The sequence below is a fragment of the Pseudomonas sp. NPDC008258 genome, from assembly GCF_042956345.1.
Lineage (GTDB): Bacteria > Pseudomonadota > Gammaproteobacteria > Pseudomonadales > Pseudomonadaceae > Aquipseudomonas.
On the sequence record NZ_JBIBGE010000001.1, the window covers coordinates 1 to 21718 of the forward strand.

Genomic DNA, 21718 nt, shown 5'->3' on the forward strand with positions numbered 1-21718 from the left:
AGTCCATCAATAACGTATACCGCGAAGCCCGCAGCATGGGCTTGCTCCGCCATTTCCATGTGATAGGTACTGGTCGCTTCGATGGCCAGCGCTGAGCCTTTGGGCAGCGTTTTGAGCCAGGCTTTGATTGCTTTAGAGGTGTTAGGGATGGCGAAGGGCTTGGTGTTCGGAGCAGCTTGAATCACCAATTCATCTTTGGCGGTGTCCACGCCAGCTTCGATTGGGGTTGCGGTCATTGCCATGAATAGCTGCTCCTTGTAGCGTAGTGTGACTTGAAGGGCACACCCTGGCGCAGGCTTGCATCTATCGTCGCTTGCAAACGAGGCATTCCTTATCGGCGCTTGGGTGTTGAAAGGAGGAGGGGTGATTTCTCCCACGGTCTGTACTGCGCGAACAGTCAGAAGCGAGTTATGACCCTCCTCCTCCCTTCAAGTCCTACCATACAAGCGGGTTTACCCGCGAAGAGGCCAGCACAGACGACAACTTATCTGGATGCTGACCCATGACTCTGTACACCACTCCCGACCAACGCTGGCAAGCCGTCGAGTCCCGCGACACCACCGCCACCGGCCACTTCGTCTACGCCGTCCGCACCACCGGCGTCTATTGCCACCCCGGCTGCAAATCCCGGATGGCCAAGCGCAGCAACGTCGAATTCTACGACACCCCTGTTGCCGCCGAAGCGGCCGGTTACCGCGCCTGCAAACGCTGTATCGCCAAGGCCAGCACCACCTGCCACAGCCAACTGGTCACCCGTGCTTGCCGCCTTATCGAAACCAGCGATCCTGCGCCCAGCCTCGACCAGCTCAGCGCGCAGCTGGCCGTCAGCCCCTTCCACCTGCACCGCTTGTTCAAGGCTGAAACCGGTGTTACCCCCAAGGCCTACGCCACCGCCTTTCGCGCCCGGCGCCTGCGTGAGCATCTGGAAGATGGCCAGCGCTCCGTCACCGACGCCATCTACGACGCTGGCTACAACTCCAACAGCCGCTTCTACGAAAGTGCCGACCAGCGATTGGGCATGCGGCCCCGGCAGTACCGCTCCGGTGGCACAGGGGCAACCATCCACTTTGCTGTTGGCCAGTGTTCGCTGGGCGCGATTCTGGTGGCCCAGAGCGAGAAGGGTATTTGCGCCATTTTGCTGGGCGACGACCCCGAAGCCCTGCTGCAAGAACTGCAAGACCAGTTTCCCAAAGCCCGCCTGATTGGCGGCGACAGCGGCTACGAGCAACGGGTTGCCGAAGTGGTGGGTTTCGTCGAGGCTCCGGCGCTGGGCCTGGCCTTGCCGCTGGATGTGCAGGGCACTGCGTTCCAGGAGCGGGTGTGGCAGGCCCTGCGCGAGGTGCCGGCAGGCACCCGGGTCAGTTACACCGACATCGCCGAGCGCATCGGCGCGCCCAAGGCAGTGCGTGCGGTGGCCATGGCCTGCGCGGCCAATCACATCGCCGTGGCCATCCCTTGTCATCGGGTAGTGCGCCGCGACGGCGACATCAGTGGCTATCGCTGGGGTGTCGAGCGCAAGCAGCAGTTGCTGAAGCGAGAAACGGCACTCTCCTGATTGCCTGAAGCCGCGTAGAATCCCCCGCCAAATCGAGTCGTAAAGAGGAAACTTCGATGAGGCGTGTCAGCCTTGCCCGCTATTGCGCAGGCCTTATGGTCCTGATGTTGGCGCTTGCCAGCCCGGCCTGGTCGGCCCCGACCACGGCATTGTCCAACCTGGCAGCTGCCGAAGCGCCAGCGCTGGATGAAAACGCCAGCATTGAACAACTGAGTGACCGGCTGGACCTGATCCGCCAGGGCGTCACCAGCGAAGCCAACGACGACCTCCTGTCGCAACTGCGCCTGGCCGCGATGCAGGTGCAACGCCAGGCGGATGCACTGAGTGCACAGCGCACCGCTGACGTAGGCAAGCTCGACGACAAGCTGAAGGTCATCGGCCCGGTCCAGCCGGACGAGGCGGCCACCCTGACCCAGCAGCGCAAAGCGCTGGAGGCCGAGAAAAAGGCCCTGGTAGCCCAGCAGGATCAGGCTACCAAGCTGACCCAGTCGGCCCGGGACCTGTCCACGCAAATCGTCAACCTGCGCCGCAGCCAGTTCAACTCGCAGATCACCAGCCGCGCGGCTTCGCCACTGAGCCCGGCGTTCTGGCAAAGCATCATCCGCCCCACCCAGGATGACGTGGCGCGCCTGCGTGACCTGCGCGGCGAGGCTGCCGATGCCATCGGCAGTGCCTTCAGCGCCGAGAACCGCTGGCTGTTCCTCGCCAGCCTGGTGGCGGCGATTCTGGTCTGGACCTTGGTGCGGCGCGTACTCGAGCGGTTGCTGGCCAGTGCCATGGTCGGCTGGTTGCCCGAGGGCCGACTGCGCCGCAGCGCCTTGGCCCTGGGCGTCAGCCTGGCAACCCTGGGCACCATTGCTGGCTCTGTGTCGCTGCTGCGCTGGGGGCTGGAGAGCAGCGCCGAGTTGGGCGCCGATATTGCCAGCCTCACCAACCACATTCTCACCCTGGTGGTGTTCAGCGCCTTCATCACCGGCCTTGGCCGCGCCATGCTGATGCTGCAGCGCCCGTCCTGGCGGCTGCCGGCGATCCATGACGAAGTCGCCAGTGCGCTGGGCTGGTTCCCCAAGGTGCTGGCATTGGCGCTGATGGTCATGATGACCATGGAGCGCATGAACAGTGTGATCGGCGCCAGCCTGGCGCTGACCGTGGCCGTCAACGGGCTGACCGCGCTGGTGGTGGCGTGCATTTTTGCCGGCGCGCTGCTGCGGTACCGTCACACCCTGCGCAAGCATGAACTGGAGCGCCCCACGGGCCTGGCCGGGCTGATCCCGTTCGTGATGGTCATCTGGTTGACGTTGATTGTGCTGGCGCTGCTCGCGGGCTACCTGACCCTTGCCTACTTCCTTACCGCGAAGCTGCTGTGGGTCAGCCTGGTGGTCACCTGTGCCTACTTGCTGACCACGTTCTTCGGCGACTTGTGCGAAACCCTGCTGTCGCCACGCCAGCCCGGCGGCCTGGCGCTGGCCGCCACCCTGGGCCTGGCACCGCGCCATCAGGCGCAGGCCAGTACCATACTGGCCGGCATCGGCCGCACCATCGTGCTGTTCCTGGCGTTGTTGCTGGTGTTGATGCCGTCGGGCACCAGCCCCAGCGAACTGCTGCTGAGCCTGGGTGACTGGGACGGCACTGGCGGCAAGCTGCTTGGCAACTTGAACATCGTGCCGCAGGACATCCTGCTGGCCCTGGCGATCTTCTTCGGTGGCTTGTTCGCCATTCGTGTGGTGAAGCGCTGGCTGAGCGATCGGCTGCTGCCGGAAACCGACATGGACGCCGGCATGCGCGCCTCGCTGGTGACCCTGGTGGGTTACCTGGGCTTCCTGTTCCTGGCCATGCTGGTGATGTCGACCTTGCGCATCAACCTCACCAGCCTGACCTGGGTGGTCAGTGCGCTTTCGGTAGGTATCGGTTTTGGCTTGCAGCAGATCGTGCAGAACTTCATCTCCGGCCTGATCCTGCTGACCGAGCGCCCGGTGAAGGTGGGCGACTGGGTCAGCCTGGCGGGCGTGGAGGGTGATATCCGCCGCATCAACGTGCGCGCCACCGAGATCCAGATGTCTGACCGTTCGACGGTGATCGTGCCCAACTCGCAGTTCATTTCGCAGAACGTGCGCAACGTGACCATGGGCAATGCGCTGGGCGTGGTCGGCATCACCCTGACACTGCCGCTGGAGACCGATGCCAACCGTGTACGTGAGCTGTTGCTGGCGGCGTACCACGAGCATGAGGCGATTCTGGATGCGCCGGCTACGTCGGTATCGTTCAAGGACCTGACCAGCAGCGGGATGGTGATTGGGGTCAGTGGTTATGTAGCGGGGCCGCGGCAGGTTTCGGGTACCCGTAGCGACTTGCTGTTCACCATTCTTGGGCGGTTGCGCGACGAGGGCATCCCGCTGTCGTCGCCGCAAAGCATGGTGCTGGTCCAGGGGGGCTCTCGCCCCGCTGACGAGTCGGTGTGAAGAGCGGGGGCGCAAAGCGCCCCCGAATTCAATGCTGCTTGGCCTGCCTGATCCGCAGCAGGATCACCAGCAACACCAACAGTACAGGCGGCGCCATGGCCAACAGCCCATCCCGCGCCGTCAACCCCAACCCCAACACATTCAGCCCGCCATACAGCAGCTTGAACAAGTTCAGCAGGTAGTAGGTGATGGCGATGATCGACAGCCCTTCCACCGCCCGCTGGATCTTCACCTGGGCGTCGGCCCGGGCATTGAGGCTGCGCAGGATCTCGGCGTTCTGTTCTTCCATCTCTACCTGTACCCGTGCCTGCAACAGGTCGCCCAGGTTCGCCACGTTCTTCGCCAATTGCTCAAGCCGCTGCTCGGTTGCTGCGCAATAGCGCACAGTGGGTTTGAACCGGCGCTCGATGAACACCCCCAGGCGCTGGCAGTCGCCCACGTGGCTTTCCCGCAGCTCGCCCAGGCGTTCGAACACCAACTGTGCATAGGCCTGGGTGGCGCCGAAGCGGTGGCGGTTTTTCACCGTGCGGCTGACTACCTGGCGTGACAGGTGGGCGATGGCCTCCAGCAGCCCTTTGGAATCATGCCCATCGCCCCCGGCACTGCGCTCGGAAAGGCTGACCAAAGTCTTGTCGAAGGTATCGAGTTCCTGGCTCAGGGCCTTGGCCGTGGTCAGGGTCAACGAGGCCATCATGCGGTACGTCTCGATCTCCAGCAGGCGACGGATCATGCGGCCCTGGCGGTAGGCATTGAGGCGGCGGTTGATGAACAGGAAGCGGTTGGTGCCATCGTCAGTCAGGCGGAAGTCGCTCCACACCACCGCATCGCCACCGCCAACGCACGAGCCGCACGGGTCCTTGAAGCCGTAATGGGCCAGGTTCAAGTCCTGTTCGTCACGTACCAGCACCTGCACGGCGTTGATTACCTGCGCCGCCTGCGGGGCAATCGCATCGGCCAGCACAGGGGGCAGGCTTTGCCATTCTGTCCCGGTGTTGCTGCACGGCACCACCAGGGTCAGGGTAAAGAACTCGGTGTGCCGTTCCCACTTGAACGGGTGGCCATCAAGGCGGGTGATGCCCTGGGCTGCTGCACAGTCCAGAGCATCCGGGCAGCAGCGTTGCAGCAGTGCAGCGCACGCGGCATCACCGCCGAGCAGGGCCAGGTGGAAGACATGCGCCGGGCCGTCGAAGTACAGCGACGGGCGGGCGTGCAGTTCGTTGTGCAAGGCGGTGCGTTGAGGGTGCATGGGTGGTCCGGCCTGGTGTTGTGATTGTGGGGGTACCAGGAAGTGGGACTTTGCGGGGGGAGGGGAAAGTCACGCGGGGCGCAGTTTTGTTCTGCTTGTGCCGGCCTTTTCGCGGTTCGGGCCTGTGCTATCCCTGTGGGAGCGGGCGTGCCCGCGAAGAGGCCAGAGAAGCCAGCATCAATCTTCGAGCTTTTCTTTGCCAGGACTCTCAGCGAAAAGCCGATCTGCGATCAGCTTGCCTCTATCCATGCCCTCAGGTGTCAACCAGACAGACTTCGCCTTGCCCTGCGGTTTGGTGATGAACCCTTGCTCATGCAGCTTGTTCATCACCTCGAAATCGAAGCCTTTCCAGGCATTACCGCCGTTGAAGCTGAAGGTCGCCAGCAAGGCAAGCACCGCGTCTTCGATCAACTGGTCGTCATAATTCATGATTTCGTCCTCGTTAGCGGCTGTAGCTGGTTGACACTGATGTCGGCACAGCAACTGCCTTGAGAGGAGAGTCTCACTATTCAGCGGTTCGGGCGAGACGATTTATCAATGTGTCGCTACCTCCAGCCGAAGCAGTGGGTTTCAGGTTGGGACAGGTCCCACATCCGAGGGGCCAAGGCGAGGGCTTCGCCCTCGATCGCCGGCAAGCCAGCTCCCACAGGGACTGCGCAAGATTTTGGATTTTGAGCAAAACCATTGCTCCCACAGGTACTGCACATAGCTTGAGGCCGATGCGGTCGAGGTGGGAGCTGGCTTGCCGGCGAATGGGCCGCAACGCGGCCCCTTGCAATATCAGCCCAAACACCGGGTCACATGCTTGACCGACTGGTAGGCCGACAACCCCCAAGGCCCCAGCTCACGGCCGATCCCGCTGCCTTTGGTGCCGCCCCACGAGGTTTCGACAAACACCGCCTGTACCGAGTTGATCCACACATGGCCAACCTCCAGCGCATCGGCCACGCGCTCGGCACGTTCCAGGTCAGCGGAGCAGACGGTAGCTACCAGCCCGAAGCGGCTGTCGTTGGCCTCGGCAACCGCCTGTTCCTCACTGGCAAACCGCCGTGCGCACAGCACCGGGCCAAAGATTTCCTCGGTCCACAGGCGGCTGTGTTTCGGCACATCGGTATACAGCGTCGGGCTGACGAACCAGCCGTCACGGTCAAGCGCCTTGCCACCGGCCAGGCACTGCAAACCTTCCTCGCGTGCGGTGGCAAAGTAACTGGCCACCTTCAGCCATTGCGCCTGGCTGGTCAGTGGGCCCATGTCGGCTTCTTCGGTCAGCGGGTTGCCCACCCGCAGGTTTTCCAGGGCTGCCTGCAAGCGCGGCAGCAGCGCATCGGCGATACCGTCCTGCACCAGCAGCCGCGAAGTGGCCGAGCACATCTGCCCGGCGTTCCAGGTGATGCCGGCGACGATCCATTCCACCGCCTGGTCCACATCGCAATCATCGAATACCACGATTGCCGACTTGCCACCCAGCTCCAGCGTCACCGGCCGGCACTGCGCCGACGCGCTGCGCATCACCTGGCTGCCTACGCTGTTGCTGCCGGTGAACGACAGCTTGTCCAGGCCATTGTGGCTGCTCAGCGCGGCACCGGTCTCGGCCTTGCCGTTGACGATGTTCAGCACGCCAGCCGGCAGGCCCAGGGCATCGGCGATCTGGCCGTAGGCCTGCTCGATCAATGGGGTGATTTCCGAAGGCTTGAGCACCACGGTGCAGCCGGCGGCCAGGGCTGGCGCGAGCTTCCAGGCGCTGGTCACCAGCGGGAAGTTCCACGGCACGATCAGGCCGACCACACCCACTGGCTCCAGGCGGGTGCGGGCGGTGAAGCCTGGCACGGCCAGCGGCACATCGCGGTTCTTCGATGGCAGCTGTTCTGCCAGCTCGGCGTAGTAGCTGAAGGTGGCGATGGCATCGTCCAGATCGATCTCGGCTTCGTGACGTGGCTTGCCGTTGTTGCGCATTTGCAACGTGATCAGCGCTTCACGGCGCTGCCCGAGCTGTTCGGCAAAGCCGCGCAGGTAAGCGGCGCGCTCGCTGGCGCTGGTGCTTTTCCAGGCGGACAGGGCGCCGCGGGCGGCGGCCACGGCCTGGTCGACCTGGGCAACGCTGGCCGCCATGAACTCGGCGAACGGTTGCCCGAGCGCAGGGTCATTGACGCTGATGCAGTCGCTGCCTTGGCCTTCGACCCAGCGGCCGGCAATGTAGTGGGAAGTGGTCATGGTCGGTTTCCAGTCAGGCCATTTCGGCAGTGGTTACCGGCGTGTGCGCAGTGCTTTTGCAGCGCACCCAACGCGGCCCTTGAGGGCCATACACGCCAGCAGGTTCAGGGAACAGGTTGAGCAGCAGCAGGTACAGCACGCCAGCCAGGCCAAGGGTGACCGGCAGGCTCAGGTCGATGCCACCGGCCAGGTCGCCCAGCGGGCCGACGAACTGCCCTGGCAGGTTGACGAAGCACAGGCCAACCGCCGCGCTGGGGATCCACGCCCCCATGCCGCGCCAGTTCCAGCCATGCAGGAACCAGTAGTGGCCGCCACGCTGGCCGCGGGTGAATACCTGCAGGTCATCGGCGTGGTAGAAGCCGCGGCGGGTGATCAGGCCGAGGATCATGATCACCATCCAGGGGCTGGTGCAGGTGATGATGAGCACTGCAAAGGTCGACACGCTCTGTACCAGGTTGAAGGTGAAGCGGCCGACGAAGATGAAGCCGATCGCCAGCACACCGATCAGCAACGTGGCGCCGGCGCGGCTGAGCAGGCGTGGGAACACGCTGGACATGTCCAGGCCGGTGCCATACAGCGCGGTGGTGCCGGTGGACATGCCGCCGATCACCGCAATCAGGCAAACCGGCAGGAAGAACCAGCTTGGTGCCACTGCCAGCAAGCCGCCCACATAGTTGTTGGCGGCGATGTAGTCCGGTGCCTGGGTCGCTACCAGGGTGGCGGTGCACAGGCCGAACAGGAACGGAATCAGCGTTGCACCCTGGGCAGCAATCACCGCCAGCATGATGCGCGCCTTGGGTGTTTCACGCGGGATGTAGCGCGACCAGTCGCCCAGGAAGGCGCCAAAGGACACCGGGTTGCTCATGGCCAGGATCGCCGCGCCGACGAACGCCGCCCAGAAGCCCGCCTGGCCCAGGTTGACGCTACCGGCATAGCCGGCGTCGAATGGCCCGGCAAAGGCGACGATGCCCAGCAGGAACAGCAGGCTCGAAGCCCACACGGCAATCTTGTTGACCCACAGCATGAAGCGGAAGCCAAAGATGCACACCACCAGCACCAGCACGGCGAACAGGCCGTAGGCCAGGCCCAGGGTGAGGTCGGTTTCCGGCAGGCCAGCCAGGCGCTTGGCACCGCCGACCAGGGCATCCCCCGAGCTCCATACCGACAGCGAGAAGAACGCCACCGCCGTGAGCAGCGACAGGAACGAGCCGACGATACGCCCGTGCACGCCAAAGTGTGCGCCCGACGACACCGCGTTGTTGGTGCCGTTCAGCGCCCCGAACAGGCCCATCGGCGCAAGAATCAGCGCGCCCACGCCGACGCCGAGCAAAATCGCCCACACGCCTGCCTGGAACGACAGCCCGAACAGCACCGGGAAACTGCCCAGCACGGCCGTGGCGAAGGTATTGGCACCGCCGAAAATCAGGCGGAACAGGTCCAGTGGGGAGGCGTCGCGTTGATCGGCGGGGATCTGTTCTACGCCGTTGGTCTCGATACCGGTCGAGTGGCTCATGGTGATGCTCCAGCGCGGTTGTTGTAGCCGGCGCAGTGCGCGGGCCTTCTTGTGGGTGCGATGGCAGGGCGGCAGGGCCGCGTAAAAAGGTGATCAGGCCGGCGAGACGACCGACAGGTGCTCATGGCAGGCCAGCCACTGGTCGCCATCGCGGCGGAAGACGATGGTCTCGCGCTCGCTCAATTGCAGTTCTTCACCGGCGATACGAATGTGTGTGGCCACATCGTGCATGAAGATCGCCACATCACCTTGCAGGCTCACCTGAGCGTTGCCCGACTCACAGGCGAGCACGGCAAAACCCTCGGCCTGCCACTGGGCCCAGAGGTCTTCGTAGGCGCGGCGCGACAGCAGTGGTTGCGGCAAGGTGTGGAAGAGGAAGGTGGCGTCTTCGCTGAAGCAGGCGAAATAGCGGGCGGTATCGTTGCTGGCAAACGCGGCAACGAGGTCGGCGGCGGCTTGCCGCACCTGGAGTGTCTGGTCCACGGGAGTGGCCTCACGGTTTTTGTGATTATGGTGAAGCGATTCTGGAGGTGGTTGGCAAGGCAACAAATCGCTGGAGGCAAATAATCAGTTCAGGAATTTGTGAAGTGATCTTCGTGCTTCCTTTACCCTCGCGCGATCTGTGGATTAAGGTGGCGGCTGATTCCCGGGGACCGCAGGCAATGAGTATCTACCAACCACCATTTACGGTGACACCCCACATTCTGGCTCTGGTTGCCGAAATCAGTGAGCAAGTGGGGTTTTTGGCTGCCCATCGAGATGCTGCGCTGACCCCACAGTTGCGCCGAGGTAACCGCATTCGCACCATCCAGGCATCGCTTGCGATAGAGAACAACACGCTCAGCGTAGAGCAGGTAACTGCCTTGCTGGATGGCAAGCGGGTTTTGGGTCTGCCGCGGGAGATTCAGGAGGTGCGCAACGCATTCGCAACCTATGATGCGATGCCTGGCTGGTGTGCCGATTCCCAGAGCGATCTGCTTTCAGCCCACGGAATGCTGATGCGTGGACTGATTGATGACTCAGGGTGCTACCGGCGGGGTGGCGTGGGCATCTATAGGGGCTCGCGCCTGCTGCATATGGCGCCACCTGCCAGCCGGGTAGCAACCTTGATGCAGGATTTATTGCATTGGCTCTCCAACAATAATTGGCACCCTCTGATCAGCAGTTGTGTATTCCACTACGAATTTGAGTTCATCCACCCGTTTGCTGACGGTAATGGACGGATGGGTCGGTTGTGGCAGACGTTGCTGCTCAGTCAGTGGCGGCCGGTATTGGCGTATCTGCCGGTCGAAACAGTTATCCGTGAGCAGCAGGACGCCTACTACGCTGCTCTGGCCGCGGCCGACCAGGCGGCAGAAGCTACCCCGTTTGTCGATTACATGCTCACAGCTTTGCTGCGGGCGCTTACCGATGCGGCAGAAAATGACCAAGTAACCGACCAAGTAACCGACCAAGTAACCGACCAAGTAGCGCGCCTGTTGAGCGTGATGCCGGCTGGTGCCGCGTTCAAGACCAGCGAACTGATGCATCAATTAGGCCTCTCTCATCACGCCACCTTCCGCAAGAGTTACTTGAGCCCCGCGCTTGCTGCCGGATTGATCGAGATGACGGACCCACAGTCACCTCGAAGCCCCAAACAGCAATATCGGCGGGTTGTCAGGTAAGCGCGCTGCGAACCCGCACGGGTTGTGTTGGCAGTGCCGGTGAAGTCAGCTGTCATCTGACTGCAACGAATATTCAGCAACATTTCTGCCATCTCCCCGTGCCTCATTGCGAGTTCGAATGGGCCATCCCGCGCTGCACCTGCCACAGGACCACGACCTGTTCGGCCTGCTCTACGCCTTCGCCTTTCGCCCCGGCCAGCCCGGGCGTGAAATCGACTCGGCGCAGTTGCTGCGCATGCTCGGCCAGCCGCTGGAGCCGGGCGAGTTCCTTTGGGTGCACCTGAACCTGGCCCACGCGGCCTGCGAGCGCTGGCTGCGCACCCACCTGCAATTGCCCGATGCCTTCTTCGAAACCCTGCGCGAAGGCTCACGCTCGACCCGTATCGAGCACGCCGACTCGGCACTGCTGGCAGTGGTCAACGATGTAGTGTTCAACTTCGGCCTGGTGTCGTCGGACATTTCCACGCTGTGGGCCTGTGCCAGCAGCCAGTTGCTGGTCAGCGCGCGATTACAGCCGTTGCACTCGGTGGACAAGCTGCGCTCGTCGGTCAAGCATGGCGAGCGCTTTCATTCTTCCATTGAACTGTTGGTCCACCTGCTGCGCGACCAGGGCGATGTGCTGACCCAGATCGTGCGTGAAACCACCACCAGCGTCGACCGTATCGAAGACCAGTTGTTGTCTCAGCGCCTGAGCGACAACCGTGCCGAGCTGGGCAGCATGCGACGGGTGCTGGTGCGCTTGCAGCGGCTGCTGGCACTGGAACCGGGCGCCTTGCTGCGCCTGCTCAACCGGCCGCCCGAGTGGTTGCAGGAACAGGACATACGCCAACTGCGCGCGGCCACCGAGGAGTTCACCCTGGTCATCAGCGACCTCACCGCCCTGGGCGAGCGGATCAAGCTGTTGCAGGAAGAGATTGCCGCCAAGCTCAACGAGCAGACCAACCGCACCCTGTTCACCCTGACCGTGGTCACCGTGCTGGCGCTGCCGATCAACATCATCGCCGGTTTCTTCGGCATGAACGTCGGCGGCGTGCCCTTGGCAGAAAACCCCCATGGTTTCTGGGTACTGGTGGCCTTGGTGGCGACCTTCACTGTGCTGGTCGGGCGCTGGGCGTTTCGCAAACGGCAAGAGTACTGACTTCATTTTTGTGTTGGCTGTACCGGCCTCATCGCCGGCAAGCCAGCTCCCACAGGTTCACCACAGGCCCGAGGACTTGAGCTGTACCTGTGGGAGCTGGCTTGCCGGCGATGAGGCCAGTGCAACCAACTAGAGGCAAACCGACTGGCGGTCCCGCTCGCCCCACATCCTTGCCTACGCTGATACTCCCAACCCGCTGAAGCAAGGAGATCCGCCATGGCCTTCCAATACAAGCGTCTGGACAAGAACAACGCCGCCGTACTGCTGGTCGACCACCAGACTGGCCTGCTCTCGCTGGTAAGGGACATCGACCCCGACCGTTTCAAGAACAATGTCCTGGCCCTGTCTGACCTGGCCAGGTACTTCAAGCTGCCGACCATCCTCACCACCAGCTTCGAGACCGGCCCCAACGGCCCGCTGGTGCCAGAGTTGAAAGAGCAGTTCCCGGACGCCCCCTACATTGCCCGCCCCGGCAACATCAACGCCTGGGACAACGAAGACTTCGTCAAGGCGGTAAAAGCCACCGGCAAGAAGCAGCTGTTGATTGCCGGGGTAGTGACTGAAGTGTGCGTGGCGTTCCCGGCACTGTCGGCACTGGAGGAGGGCTTCGAGGTGTTCGTCGTGACCGACGCCTCCGGCACCTTCAACGAACTGACCCGCGACTCCGCATGGCGGCGCATGGAGGCTGCCGGTGCGCAACTGATGACCTGGTTCGGCGTGGCGTGTGAGCTGCACCGTGACTGGCGCAATGACATCGAAGGGCTGGGGACCCTGTTCTCCAACCATATCCCGGACTACCGCAACCTGATGACCAGCTACAACAAGCTGGCCAAATAGCGATTTCATCGAGGCTGCGGTGCAGCCCCAGCCCAATTGGCAAGCGAACCGGCAAACTGTCATGAATCAACCATACTGACTCTTCATTCGCCTTCAGGAGAGTGTCATGTCGAAGCCGTCCAGGAAGAAACCCACCCAGGAGCAGCCCGAAAAGCTGGGCGGCAAGGCTTACGAGAAAGCGCTCAAGCACCTGCATGTCGAGCTGGTGAAGCTGCAGGAGTGGGTGGTGGCCAAGGGCCTGAAGGTCTGTATTGTTTTCGAAGGCCGCGATGGCGCCGGCAAGGGTGGCACCATCAAGGCCATTACCGAGCGCGTCAGCCCACGCGTGTTCCGTGTGGTGGCGCTGCCCGCACCGACCGAGCGGGAAAAGACCCAGATGTACCTGCAGCGTTACCTGGGCCACCTGCCAGCGGCGGGCGAAGTGGTGATCTTCGATCGCAGCTGGTACAACCGGGCAGGGGTCGAGCGGGTCATGGGCTTTTGCTCTGGCGAGCAAGCGGACAAGTTCCTGACCGGTGTGCCGGTGTTCGAAAAGGTCATGGTCGAATCGGGCATCATCCTGCTCAAATACTGGCTCGAAGTCAGCGCCGAAGAGCAGACACGTCGCCTGCAGGACCGTATCAACGACGGCCGCAAACTGTGGAAGCTGTCGCCGATGGACCTCAAGTCGTACACCCGCTGGGATGACTACACCCAGGCGCGTGACGACATGTTCCAGGCCTCGGATACCGCCTGGGCGCCCTGGTTCATGGCGCACTCCAACGACAAGCGTCGTGCCCGGCTGAACATCATCAGCCATCTGCTCAGCCGCATTCCCTACAAGGACGTTACCCGTGACCAGCTGGTGAAGCTGCCCAAGCGCGGCAAGATCGGCAAGTACAAGGCCGTGGCCTACCCGTTCAAGGTGGTCGAAGAACGCTTCTGATCCCCTCCCTATTCGAAAACTGGCAGTATCTGTGGGAGCGGGCGTGCCCGCGAAGAGGCCGGCACAGGGGGCCGCTTGCGAATACCGGCTGTAGCGCTTCTCATGCGCTATCTATAAAATGCGACAAATTCTCATTAACATCTGGTCCTGCCCGTGTCAGCACCCAACACCAGCAAGCTGGGCTTCTTCTTCAGCGACCACCACCGCTGGCTACTGCGGCACGTGCAACGGCAGCTGAGCAACCGCCCGGATGCCGAGGACACGGCAGCCGAAACGTTCTGCCAACTGCTTGCCGCCCGGGTCGACCCGGCGACCATCGAGCAGCCGCGTGCCTACCTCTCTACCATTGCCCGGCGGCTGATCTCCGACCGCCACCGCCGCCGACGCCTTGAGCAGGCTTACCTTGACCGGTTGATGCTGCTGCCGGAGGCATTGGCACCCTCGCCGGAAGAAACCCACCTGCTGCTGGAGGCGTTGCACGCCATCGACCGTAGCCTGGCCGGGCTACCGCTGGTGGTGAAGAAGGCCTTTCTCATGAGCCAGCTCGATGGCCTGACCTACGCGGAAATAGGCCGGCGCCTGGAGGTGTGCGAACGTACGGTTGGCCGCTACATGACCCAGGCCCTGCGCCAGTGCTACCTGAGCGGGGCGCAACCATGAGCCGGCATGGACTCGGCCCGGCCGCCGAACAGGCCATTGCCTGGATGGTGCGCTTGCGTTCCGGGCGTGACGATGCCCGGCAACAGGCACAGTTCCAGCAGTGGCTGGGGCATGACCCGGCCAATGCCATGGCCTGGGAGCAGTTGCAGCGTGGCCTTGGTGGCCACTTTGAGGTGGTGCGCCGCGCCCCCGGAGCCTTGCGCGACACCTTGCTACAGCCGGAAGTGGGCAGGCGTGACGTGCTACGGGCACTGGGCGGTTTTTCCCTGCTGGCTGGCAGCCTGTGGTTTGCCGCCCGTACCGACACCGGCCAGGCATTGACAGCCGATTTGCATACCGGCACTGGCGAGCGTCGTAGCTTTACCTTGGCTGACGGCAGCCGGCTGACCCTGAACGCAGGCAGTGCAGTCGACCTCGCCTTCTCCGACAGCCGCCGCCTGTTGCGCCTGCACAGGGGAGGGTTGGTGGTGCAGGTGGCGGCAGACCGGGCACGGCCGTTTATCGTGCGTAGCGACCAAGGTGATGTACGTGCCCTGGGCACGCGTTTTCTGGTCGAGCAACTGGCCGGCACAACCCGCGTGGTGGTGCTGGAGCATGCCGTGCGCGTATCTCTGCCCAATGGTTCCGGGCTGGAGCTGGGGGAGGGCCAGGCGGCGTTGCTGCATGCGCAGCACATCGAGCCATTGGCGGCTGGCCAAGCCTACCGTGCCGACTGGGTGCAGGGCCATCTCAGCGTGCTGGACGAACCTTTGGCGTCGGTTATCGAGGCCCTGCGCCCCTATCGCCCGGGGCTTATCCGTGTCAGCCCGCAGGTGCGCAACCTGCGGGTGCAGGGGGTATTCCCGCTGGATGACAGCGAGCGCACCTTGGCTGCCCTTGAAGAGACGATGCCGATCCGCGTGGAACGCTACGGCGCGTGGATGACCCTGATCGAAGCACGTTGATGGGGGACATACAGCACATTGTGGGAGCGGGCGCGCCCGCGAACACGGGCGAAGCCCGTGCCATCCACCGCGGCGCCTGTTTCGCGGGCACGCCCGCTCCCACAGGCTCTGCATGTGTTGAGTATTGTTTTCGAATGAAATTCTTTATCATGTGTGTCCGGTTTTTTTCGATCGTCCCACCTCTCTCCTGACAACAGTAAAAATTCAGGAGTATCCACGTGTTCAAACCCTGGCCCCTCGCCCTTGCCATCACCTTGGCCGCCGCCCCCACGGCCTTTGTTCGGGCAGAAGGTTTCGCACAGCAACAGCTGCAGCGTTTCAACCTCCCCGCCGCCAGCCTGGCGCAAACCCTCAACGCCATCGCCCGTCAGGGCGGGCAGGTGATGTCGCTGGACCCTGCCTTGGTCGTCGGCAAACAGGCACCCGCCATCCAGGGTGAGATGAGCACGCTGCAAGCCGTGCAACAGGCGCTGGCGGGCAGCGGGCTGCAGCTGATCGTCACCGGCAGCGGCACCTTCAGCGTGGTGCCGGCGGTCGACGCCAAGGGTGCGCTGGAGCTGGGGGCCACCAATATCAACAGTGTCGGGCTTGGTGAAACCACCGAGGGCTCTGGTTCCTACACCACCGGTGCCGTGACCATAGGCAAGACGCCTCAGTCGCTACGACGTACCCCCCAGTCGGTGACCGTGGTCACACGTAAGCTGATGGACGACAAGAACCTGGTGTCGCTGGACCAGGTGATGGCCCAGACCCCCGGCATCACCCGCGCCAACCGCGGCTATGGCAACCACCACTTCAGCTCCCGGGGGTTCGACATCACCGACGACAGCTACATGGTCGACGGGGTGGCGGGGCAGGCCTATGCCTACACCGGCTGGATGATCCCCGACATGGCGGTGTTCGACCGCGTCGAGGTACTGCGTGGTGCTTCAGGCCTGCTGGTGGGGGCGGGCAACCCGGGGGGCGCGGTGAACCTGGTGCGCAAGCGGCCGACCAGCGAGCCGCGTTTCTCCGTGACCACTCGCGCAGGCTCCTGGGACAATTACCGCCTGGACCTGGATGCCAGCGGCAGGTTGAACCCTGAAGGCTCCTTGCGCGGCCGCGTGGTAGCGTCCTACGAGGACCGTGGTTACTTCACCGATGTCAGCAAGTCCAAGCGGCCGTTGCTGTACGGTATTGTCGAAGGCGACCTCAGCGATGCCACCACCGTTGCCCTGGGTTTGCGCCGGCAGACTTCGCGCATCGACGGCTACAGCGTGCTGGGCCTGCCGACCAACCCCGACGGCAGCAACCCGCACCTCAAGCGTTCCACCTTCCTGGGCCAGGACTGGGCCACACTGCAAACCCGGACTGATGAAGTGTTCGCGGACCTGAATCACCGTTTCAACGACAACTGGACTGGCAAGCTGGCGTTGTCGCACGCTGAAAGTAGCTACAACCGCAGTGCCATCGAGTGGAGCGCGGAAGATACGCTGGAGTACGGCAGCCCCACCGGGCCCATGATCAACGACACCAGCTTTCACAAGTTCGATGTCACCGCCAACGCCGTGGACGGCCACCTGGATGGTGAATTCGAAGCCTTTGGCCTGAGCCATCAGCTGTCGCTGGGGGCCAACTGGTCCAGGCGCAAGATGAATGACAAGGACGCCACGGTCAGGCTGGACACACCCATCCCGCTCAACGTGTTCGACCCGGACCACAGTATCGTCCCCGAGCCTTCCCGACAGGGCTGGGACTACAAGGACGACACCTTCGATACCCGTTACGGTACCTACCTCAATGCCCGCCTGCACATGACAGAGGACCTGAGCCTGGTACTGGGTGGGCGCTTGAGCTGGTACAAGACCGAGTCCTGGAGTGACGACCTGAAAAGCACCAATGAACAGGCGCACGAGTTCACGCCCTTTGTCGGTGCCATCTATGACCTGAACAGCAACTGGTCGCTGTACGCCAGCTATGCCGACATCTTCATGCCCCAGGCCGGCTATCGCAGTGCCGGTGGCAAGATGCTCGACCCCGCCATCGGCTCCAATTACGAAACAGGCATCAAGGGCGAGTTGTTCGACAAGCGCCTGAACCTGTCCTTTGCGCTGTTCTACATCGAGCAGAAGGACGTTGCCGCCCGCGACTACGAGAACGATGGCAACTGCCCGACCGACGTGGCCGGCCGTTGCTACGTGAACAGCGACGGCATCAGCCGCAGCAAGGGCTTTGAGGCGGAGGCCAGCGGCGAGCTGTTGCCGGGCCTGCAAGTGGCGGCGGGCTACACCTTCAACACCACCCAGTCGGAGACTGGCGGGCCGATCTCGGCGCAAACGCCCAAGCACCTGTTGCGGGTCAACACCAACTACACCCTGCCAGGGCAGTGGAACCGCTTCAGTGTCGGTGGTGGTGTGTCGGCGCAGTCTCACTATTACGACGCCTACAACGGCGTGAGCAACAGTGGCCGGGCGGTGTTCGATGCCCGGGCGGCGTACAAGCTCGACCAGCACTGGACGGTGGGCGTGGATGTAGAGAACCTGCTGGACCGCAAGTACTTCGACTCGACCGGCTACTGGACTCGCGGCACCACGTACGGCACGCCGCGTAGCTACATGCTGAGCTTGCGTGGGGACTTCTGATTGATTCACCTGTTGCCTGTACCGGCCTCATCGCCGGCAAGCCAGCTCCCACAGGTACTGCACAAGCCTTGAGGCCAGCGCAGCACCTGTGGGAGATTGCCCAGCCCATTGGGCTGCGCTGTCGCGCAGAAAACTGATGCCGGGCGCACCGCGTACCCTGTGGGAGCGGGCGTGCCCGCGAAGAATCCAACGCGGTGCATGGCACCGGCTGCGCCGGTGTTCGCGGGCTTGCCCGCTCCCACAGGGTCCCTGCTAAATCAGTAAGTTATGTGCAGTTCTTTGGGAGCTTGCCGGCGATGAGGCCGGCACAGGCAGCAAAAAACAAAACCCCTTGAAGCGCAAGCCTCAAGGGGTTTGTGGTTACAGCAGGCTACCGCTTAGACGTTGAAGCGGAAGTGCATCACATCGCCGTCTTTGACGATGTAATCCTTGCCTTCCAGGCGCCATTTACCGGCTTCCTTGGCGCCGCCTTCACCCTTGAACTGGATGAAGTCGTCATAGGCCACCACTTCGGCGCGGATGAAGCCTTTTTCGAAGTCGGTGTGGATCACGCCCGCGGCTTGTGGTGCGGTGGCACCCACGCGTACGGTCCACGCACGTACTTCCTGCACGCCGGCAGTGAAGTAGGTTTGCAGGTTCAGCAGCTCGTAACCGGCGCGGATCACGCGGTTCAGGCCAGGCTCTTCCAGGCCCAGGGCCTCGAGGAACATGTCCTTCTCTTCGCCATCGTCCAGCTCGGCGATTTCAGCTTCGATCTTGTTGCACACCGGCACCACGACCGCGCCTTCTTCTTCGGCGATGGCCTTGACCACGTCCAGGTGCGGGTTGTTGTCGAAACCGTCTTCGGCAACGTTGGCGATGTACATCACCGGCTTGCTGGTCAGCAGGTGGAAGCCACGGATGACGGCTTTTTCGTCGTCAGCCATGTTCTTCATCAGGCTGCGCGCAGGCTTGCCTTCGGTGAAGTGCGGGATCAGCTTTTCCAGGATGGCCTTTTGCGCCAGGGCTTCCTTGTCGCCACCCTTGGCGTTGCGGGCAACCTTCTGCAGTTGCTTTTCGCAGCTGTCGAGGTCGGCGAAGATCAGTTCGAGGTCGATGATCTCGATGTCACGCTTGGGGTCGACGCTGTTGGAAACGTGGATCACGTTCTCGTCTTCGAAGCAGCGCACCACGTGGGCAATGGCGTCGGTCTCGCGGATGTTGGCGAGGAATTTGTTGCCCAGGCCTTCGCCTTTCGATGCGCCCGCCACCAGGCCGGCGATGTCGACGAATTCCATGGTGGTCGGCAGGATACGGTTTGGCTTGACGATTTCAGCCAGCGCAGCCAAACGAGCATCGGGCATCGGCACGATGCCGCTGTTTGGCTCGATGGTGCAGAAAGGGAAGTTCTCCGCCGCGATGCCAGACTTGGTCAGGGCGTTGAACAGGGTGGACTTGCCGACGTTGGGCAGGCCGACGATGCCGCAATTGAAACCCATGGGTATTCCCCTCTCTAGGAAATCAGGCCTTCTGGCTGTGCAGCTCGCGCATCGCCTTGGCGAAGTCGCCGGCAAGCACGTCCGGCAGCACGCCGAGGGCAAAATCGATGCTGGCGTCGAGCTTCTCCTGCTCGGCGCGCGGCGCGCGGCCCAGGACGAAGTTGGAGACCAGTTTGGCGTCGCCCGGGTGGCCAATGCCAAGCCGCAGGCGGTGGAAGTCGTTCTGGTTGCCGAGCTGCGCGATGATGTCGCGCAGGCCGTTGTGCCCACCATGGCCGCCGCCGCGCTTGAGCTTGGCAACACCCGGAGGCAGGTCGAGTTCGTCGTGCGCCACCAGGATTGCTTCCGGCTTGATGCGGAAGAAATTGGCCAGAGCCGCCACGGACTGGCCGCTACGGTTCATGTAGGTGGTGGGGATCAACAAACGAACGTCGTTGCCCTGATGGCTGAACTTAGCCGTCAGGCCGAAATATTTTTTGTCAGCGGTCAGCGAAACACGCTGGGCGCTGGCAATGCGTTCAACGAAAAGAGCCCCTGCGTTATGCCGGGTCTGTTCGTATTCGGGGCCGGGGTTACCCAGGCCGACGATCAACTGGATGGCGGTCACGTCAGGGGCTCTTCCTTGGAGTTGGTGGGTTACAGGGCGCGCGGCACTGTAACCCGATCAACGCCGGCGTGCGAGTGGATTACTCGGCAGCGCCTTCTGCTTCTGGAGCAACGCGTGGAGCGTGAACGTTGGCAACAGCTTTGTCATCACCGTGGGCCAGAGCTACGAACTCTACGCCTTTCGGAGCTTTCAGGTCCGACAGGTGGATGATGGTGCCGATTTCAGCGTTGGCCAGGTCGACTTCGATGAACTCAGGCAGGTCTTTGGCTTCGCAGGAAACTTCGATCTGCGATTCAACGTGCGAGATCTCGCCGCCTTTCTTGACCGGGGCTTCTTCGTTGATGAAGTGCACTGGAACAACGGCAGTCAGCTTCTGGCCAGCAACGACGCGAACGAAGTCGGCGTGCATGATGAAGCCTTTGGCCGGGTGGCGCTGCATGGCCTTGACGATGACGTTTTGCTTGGCGCCGTCGACGTTCAGTTCGATAACGTGGCTGAAGGCAGCTTCGTTTTCGAACAGTTTGGCGATTTCCTTGGCCACGATGGTCAGGGATTGGGCTTCTTTATCGCCACCGTAAACTACGGCAGGGATGCTGGCGGAGTGACGCAGGCGGCGGCTCGCACCTTTCCCCAGGTCAGTACGCGCTTGGGCGTTCAGGATGAAATCAGTCATTTTACTTCTCCAAAATAGCCTCCCGAATGGCGTTTGCGACCAGCGCCAGACGGGGATGGCAAAAAAGCCCCGCCCCAACACAGGTTGGGGCGGGGCGCTTCATATCAACACGTGTTCCGCTTAGCGGAACATCGCGCTGATCGATTCTTCGTTGCTGATGCGGCGTACCGCTTCAGCGACAACCGGTGCGATATCCAGCTGGCGGATACGGTCACAGGCTTGAGCAGCGGCGGACAGCGGAACGGTGTTGGTCACCACCAGCTCGTCCAGTACCGACTTCTCGATGTTCTCGATCGCGCGGCCCGACAGGACAGGGTGCGTGCAGTAGGCGTAAACCTTGGCAGCGCCGTGTTCTTTCAGGGCCTTGGCCGCGTGGCACAGGGTGCCGGCGGTGTCGACCATGTCGTCTACCAGGATGCAGGTGCGCCCTTCGACGTCGCCGATGATGTGCATAACCTCGGAGTGGTTAGCCTTTTCGCGGCGTTTATCGATGATACCCAGGTCGACGCCCAGGGACTTGGCGACTGCACGTGCACGCACGACGCCACCGATGTCCGGGGAGACAATCATCAGGTTCTCGAAACGCTGGTCTTCGATGTCGTCGACCAGTACGGGCGAGCCGTAGATGTTGTCGACGGGGATATCGAAGAAGCCTTGGATCTGGTCAGCGTGCAGGTCGACGGTGAGAACACGGTCGATACCTACGACAGTGAGCATGTCAGCGACAACTTTGGCGCTGATGGCTACACGTGCCGAACGCGGACGGCGGTCCTGGCGGGCATATCCGAAGTAAGGAATCACGGCGGTGATTCGGGATGCTGAGGAGCGGCGGAAGGCGTCGGCCATCACTACCAGTTCCATCAGGTTATCGTTGGTCGGGGCACAAGTCGGCTGAATAATGAAGACGTCTTTACCGCGGACATTTTCATTGATCTCAGTGCTGATCTCGCCGTCGGAGAATTTACCGACAGAGACGTCACCGAGAGGGATATGCAGCTGACGTACGACACGCCGAGCCAGATCGGGGTTAGCGTTCCCCGTAAAGACCATCATCTTGGACACGCGCAGTACCTGAAGGCTGAGGGTATACCTGGATGAGTATAAGGAAAATGGCAGGGGCGGCTGGATTCGAACCAACGCATGGCAGGATCAAAACCTGCTGCCTTACCGCTTGGCGACGCCCCTGT

General features: G+C 62.5%; 18 protein-coding genes, 1 tRNA gene and 1 pseudogene. 9 read left to right on the plus strand and 11 right to left on the minus strand.

Annotated features, from left to right (window positions below):
- Nucleotides 1-242, minus strand: a pseudogene (locus tag ACFY9W_RS00005) (IS110 family transposase); the annotation flags it as partial.
- A gap of 260 nt (nucleotides 243-502) precedes the next feature.
- Here ACFY9W_RS00005 and ada point away from each other — a divergent pair.
- Together ada and ACFY9W_RS00015 are read left to right on the plus strand one after the other, a co-directional pair.
- A complete protein-coding gene (gene ada / locus ACFY9W_RS00010; RefSeq protein WP_391124066.1) occupies nucleotides 503-1555 on the plus strand; it encodes a bifunctional DNA-binding transcriptional regulator/O6-methylguanine-DNA methyltransferase Ada in 1053 nt (350 codons plus the stop codon).
- 56 nt (nucleotides 1556-1611) lie between these two features.
- Nucleotides 1612-4014: a DUF3772 domain-containing protein gene (locus ACFY9W_RS00015; protein WP_391124069.1), complete on the plus strand. Its 2403-nt coding sequence runs from the start codon at nucleotides 1612-1614 to the stop codon at nucleotides 4012-4014.
- A 28-nt stretch (nucleotides 4015-4042) separates the two neighbouring features.
- Here ACFY9W_RS00015 and ACFY9W_RS00020 read toward each other — a convergent pair whose 3' ends face one another.
- The 5 genes from ACFY9W_RS00020 to ACFY9W_RS00040 all read right to left on the minus strand — a co-directional run bounded on the left by ACFY9W_RS00020 (nucleotide 4043) and on the right by ACFY9W_RS00040 (nucleotide 9467).
- Nucleotides 4043-5260, minus strand: a complete 1218-nt coding sequence (locus ACFY9W_RS00020; protein WP_391124072.1) for a DUF3422 family protein — start codon at nucleotides 5258-5260, stop codon at nucleotides 4043-4045.
- Nucleotides 5261-5437: 177 nt separating this feature from the next.
- Nucleotides 5438-5689: a DUF6429 family protein gene (locus ACFY9W_RS00025; protein WP_391124075.1), complete on the minus strand. Its 252-nt coding sequence runs from the start codon at nucleotides 5687-5689 to the stop codon at nucleotides 5438-5440.
- 351 nt (nucleotides 5690-6040) lie between these two features.
- On the minus strand, nucleotides 6041-7471 hold the full coding sequence (locus tag ACFY9W_RS00030) for an aldehyde dehydrogenase family protein (RefSeq protein ID WP_391124078.1): 1431 nt from the start codon (nucleotides 7469-7471) through the stop codon (nucleotides 6041-6043).
- A gap of 13 nt (nucleotides 7472-7484) precedes the next feature.
- Nucleotides 7485-8984, minus strand: a complete 1500-nt coding sequence (locus ACFY9W_RS00035; RefSeq protein ID WP_391124080.1) for a cytosine permease — start codon at nucleotides 8982-8984, stop codon at nucleotides 7485-7487.
- Between the two features lie 93 nt (nucleotides 8985-9077).
- A complete protein-coding gene (locus tag ACFY9W_RS00040) occupies nucleotides 9078-9467 on the minus strand; it encodes a nuclear transport factor 2 family protein (RefSeq protein WP_391124083.1) in 390 nt (129 codons plus the stop codon).
- Nucleotides 9468-9646: 179 nt separating this feature from the next.
- On the opposite strand from ACFY9W_RS00040, the gene ACFY9W_RS00045 reads away from it, so the two are divergent.
- From ACFY9W_RS00045 to ACFY9W_RS00075, 7 genes are all read left to right on the plus strand, one after another.
- Entirely contained in the window at nucleotides 9647-10648 is a 1002-nt protein-coding gene (locus tag ACFY9W_RS00045; RefSeq protein WP_391124798.1) for a Fic family protein, read from the plus strand.
- A gap of 118 nt (nucleotides 10649-10766) precedes the next feature.
- Nucleotides 10767-11786, plus strand: coding sequence for a CorA family divalent cation transporter (locus ACFY9W_RS00050; RefSeq protein ID WP_391124085.1), 1020 nt, complete (start codon nucleotides 10767-10769; stop codon nucleotides 11784-11786).
- Nucleotides 11787-12002: 216 nt separating this feature from the next.
- On the plus strand, nucleotides 12003-12623 hold the full coding sequence (gene ycaC, locus ACFY9W_RS00055) for an isochorismate family cysteine hydrolase YcaC (protein ID WP_391124088.1): 621 nt from the start codon (nucleotides 12003-12005) through the stop codon (nucleotides 12621-12623).
- Between the two features lie 106 nt (nucleotides 12624-12729).
- Nucleotides 12730-13548 carry a polyphosphate kinase 2 gene (gene ppk2 / locus ACFY9W_RS00060; RefSeq protein WP_391124091.1) on the plus strand — a complete coding sequence of 273 codons (819 nt, stop codon included), beginning with the start codon at nucleotides 12730-12732 and terminating at the stop codon, nucleotides 13546-13548.
- A 153-nt stretch (nucleotides 13549-13701) separates the two neighbouring features.
- Complete coding sequence (locus tag ACFY9W_RS00065) at nucleotides 13702-14208, plus strand: sigma-70 family RNA polymerase sigma factor (protein ID WP_391124094.1); 507 nt, start codon at nucleotides 13702-13704, stop codon at nucleotides 14206-14208.
- Nucleotides 14205-15152 carry a FecR domain-containing protein gene (locus tag ACFY9W_RS00070; RefSeq protein WP_391124097.1) on the plus strand — a complete coding sequence of 316 codons (948 nt, stop codon included), beginning with the start codon at nucleotides 14205-14207 and terminating at the stop codon, nucleotides 15150-15152. Before ACFY9W_RS00065 ends, ACFY9W_RS00070 begins: the two co-directional genes overlap by 4 nt.
- A gap of 218 nt (nucleotides 15153-15370) precedes the next feature.
- Nucleotides 15371-17773: a TonB-dependent siderophore receptor gene (locus ACFY9W_RS00075; protein WP_391124100.1), complete on the plus strand. Its 2403-nt coding sequence runs from the start codon at nucleotides 15371-15373 to the stop codon at nucleotides 17771-17773.
- Between the two features lie 377 nt (nucleotides 17774-18150).
- Here ACFY9W_RS00075 and ychF read toward each other — a convergent pair whose 3' ends face one another.
- The 5 genes from ychF to ACFY9W_RS00100 form a co-directional block, all read right to left on the minus strand.
- Entirely contained in the window at nucleotides 18151-19251 is a 1101-nt protein-coding gene (ychF, locus tag ACFY9W_RS00080) for a redox-regulated ATPase YchF (RefSeq protein ID WP_016484859.1), read from the minus strand.
- A 22-nt stretch (nucleotides 19252-19273) separates the two neighbouring features.
- Nucleotides 19274-19858: an aminoacyl-tRNA hydrolase gene (gene pth / locus ACFY9W_RS00085; protein ID WP_012270476.1), complete on the minus strand. Its 585-nt coding sequence runs from the start codon at nucleotides 19856-19858 to the stop codon at nucleotides 19274-19276.
- Between the two features lie 79 nt (nucleotides 19859-19937).
- The gene (locus ACFY9W_RS00090) at nucleotides 19938-20531 is read right to left on the minus strand and encodes a 50S ribosomal protein L25/general stress protein Ctc (protein ID WP_391124104.1); all 594 of its coding nucleotides are present in this window, start codon (nucleotides 20529-20531) and stop codon (nucleotides 19938-19940) included.
- A gap of 120 nt (nucleotides 20532-20651) precedes the next feature.
- A complete protein-coding gene (locus ACFY9W_RS00095) occupies nucleotides 20652-21593 on the minus strand; it encodes a ribose-phosphate pyrophosphokinase (protein WP_003247410.1) in 942 nt (313 codons plus the stop codon).
- A 48-nt stretch (nucleotides 21594-21641) separates the two neighbouring features.
- Nucleotides 21642-21716: transfer RNA gene (locus ACFY9W_RS00100), tRNA-Gln, on the minus strand.
- Between the last annotated feature and the right edge of the window lie 2 nt (nucleotides 21717-21718).

Coding starts and splice junctions, on each gene's coding strand:
- ada (WP_391124066.1), top strand. CDS start 503: ATGACTCTGTACACCACTCCCGACCAACGCTGGCAAGCCGTCGAGTCC.
- ACFY9W_RS00015 (WP_391124069.1), top strand. CDS start 1,612: ATGAGGCGTGTCAGCCTTGCCCGCTATTGCGCAGGCCTTATGGTCCTG.
- ACFY9W_RS00020 (WP_391124072.1), bottom strand. CDS start 5,260: ATGCACCCTCAACGCACCGCCTTGCACAACGAACTGCACGCCCGCCCG.
- ACFY9W_RS00025 (WP_391124075.1), bottom strand. CDS start 5,689: ATGAATTATGACGACCAGTTGATCGAAGACGCGGTGCTTGCCTTGCTG.
- ACFY9W_RS00030 (WP_391124078.1), bottom strand. CDS start 7,471: ATGACCACTTCCCACTACATTGCCGGCCGCTGGGTCGAAGGCCAAGGC.
- ACFY9W_RS00035 (WP_391124080.1), bottom strand. CDS start 8,984: ATGAGCCACTCGACCGGTATCGAGACCAACGGCGTAGAACAGATCCCC.
- ACFY9W_RS00045 (WP_391124798.1), top strand. CDS start 9,647: ATGAGTATCTACCAACCACCATTTACGGTGACACCCCACATTCTGGCT.
- ACFY9W_RS00050 (WP_391124085.1), top strand. CDS start 10,767: ATGGGCCATCCCGCGCTGCACCTGCCACAGGACCACGACCTGTTCGGC.
- ycaC (WP_391124088.1), top strand. CDS start 12,003: ATGGCCTTCCAATACAAGCGTCTGGACAAGAACAACGCCGCCGTACTG.
- ppk2 (WP_391124091.1), top strand. CDS start 12,730: ATGTCGAAGCCGTCCAGGAAGAAACCCACCCAGGAGCAGCCCGAAAAG.
- ACFY9W_RS00070 (WP_391124097.1), top strand. CDS start 14,205: ATGAGCCGGCATGGACTCGGCCCGGCCGCCGAACAGGCCATTGCCTGG.
- ychF (WP_016484859.1), bottom strand. CDS start 19,251: ATGGGTTTCAATTGCGGCATCGTCGGCCTGCCCAACGTCGGCAAGTCC.
- ACFY9W_RS00090 (WP_391124104.1), bottom strand. CDS start 20,531: ATGACTGATTTCATCCTGAACGCCCAAGCGCGTACTGACCTGGGGAAA.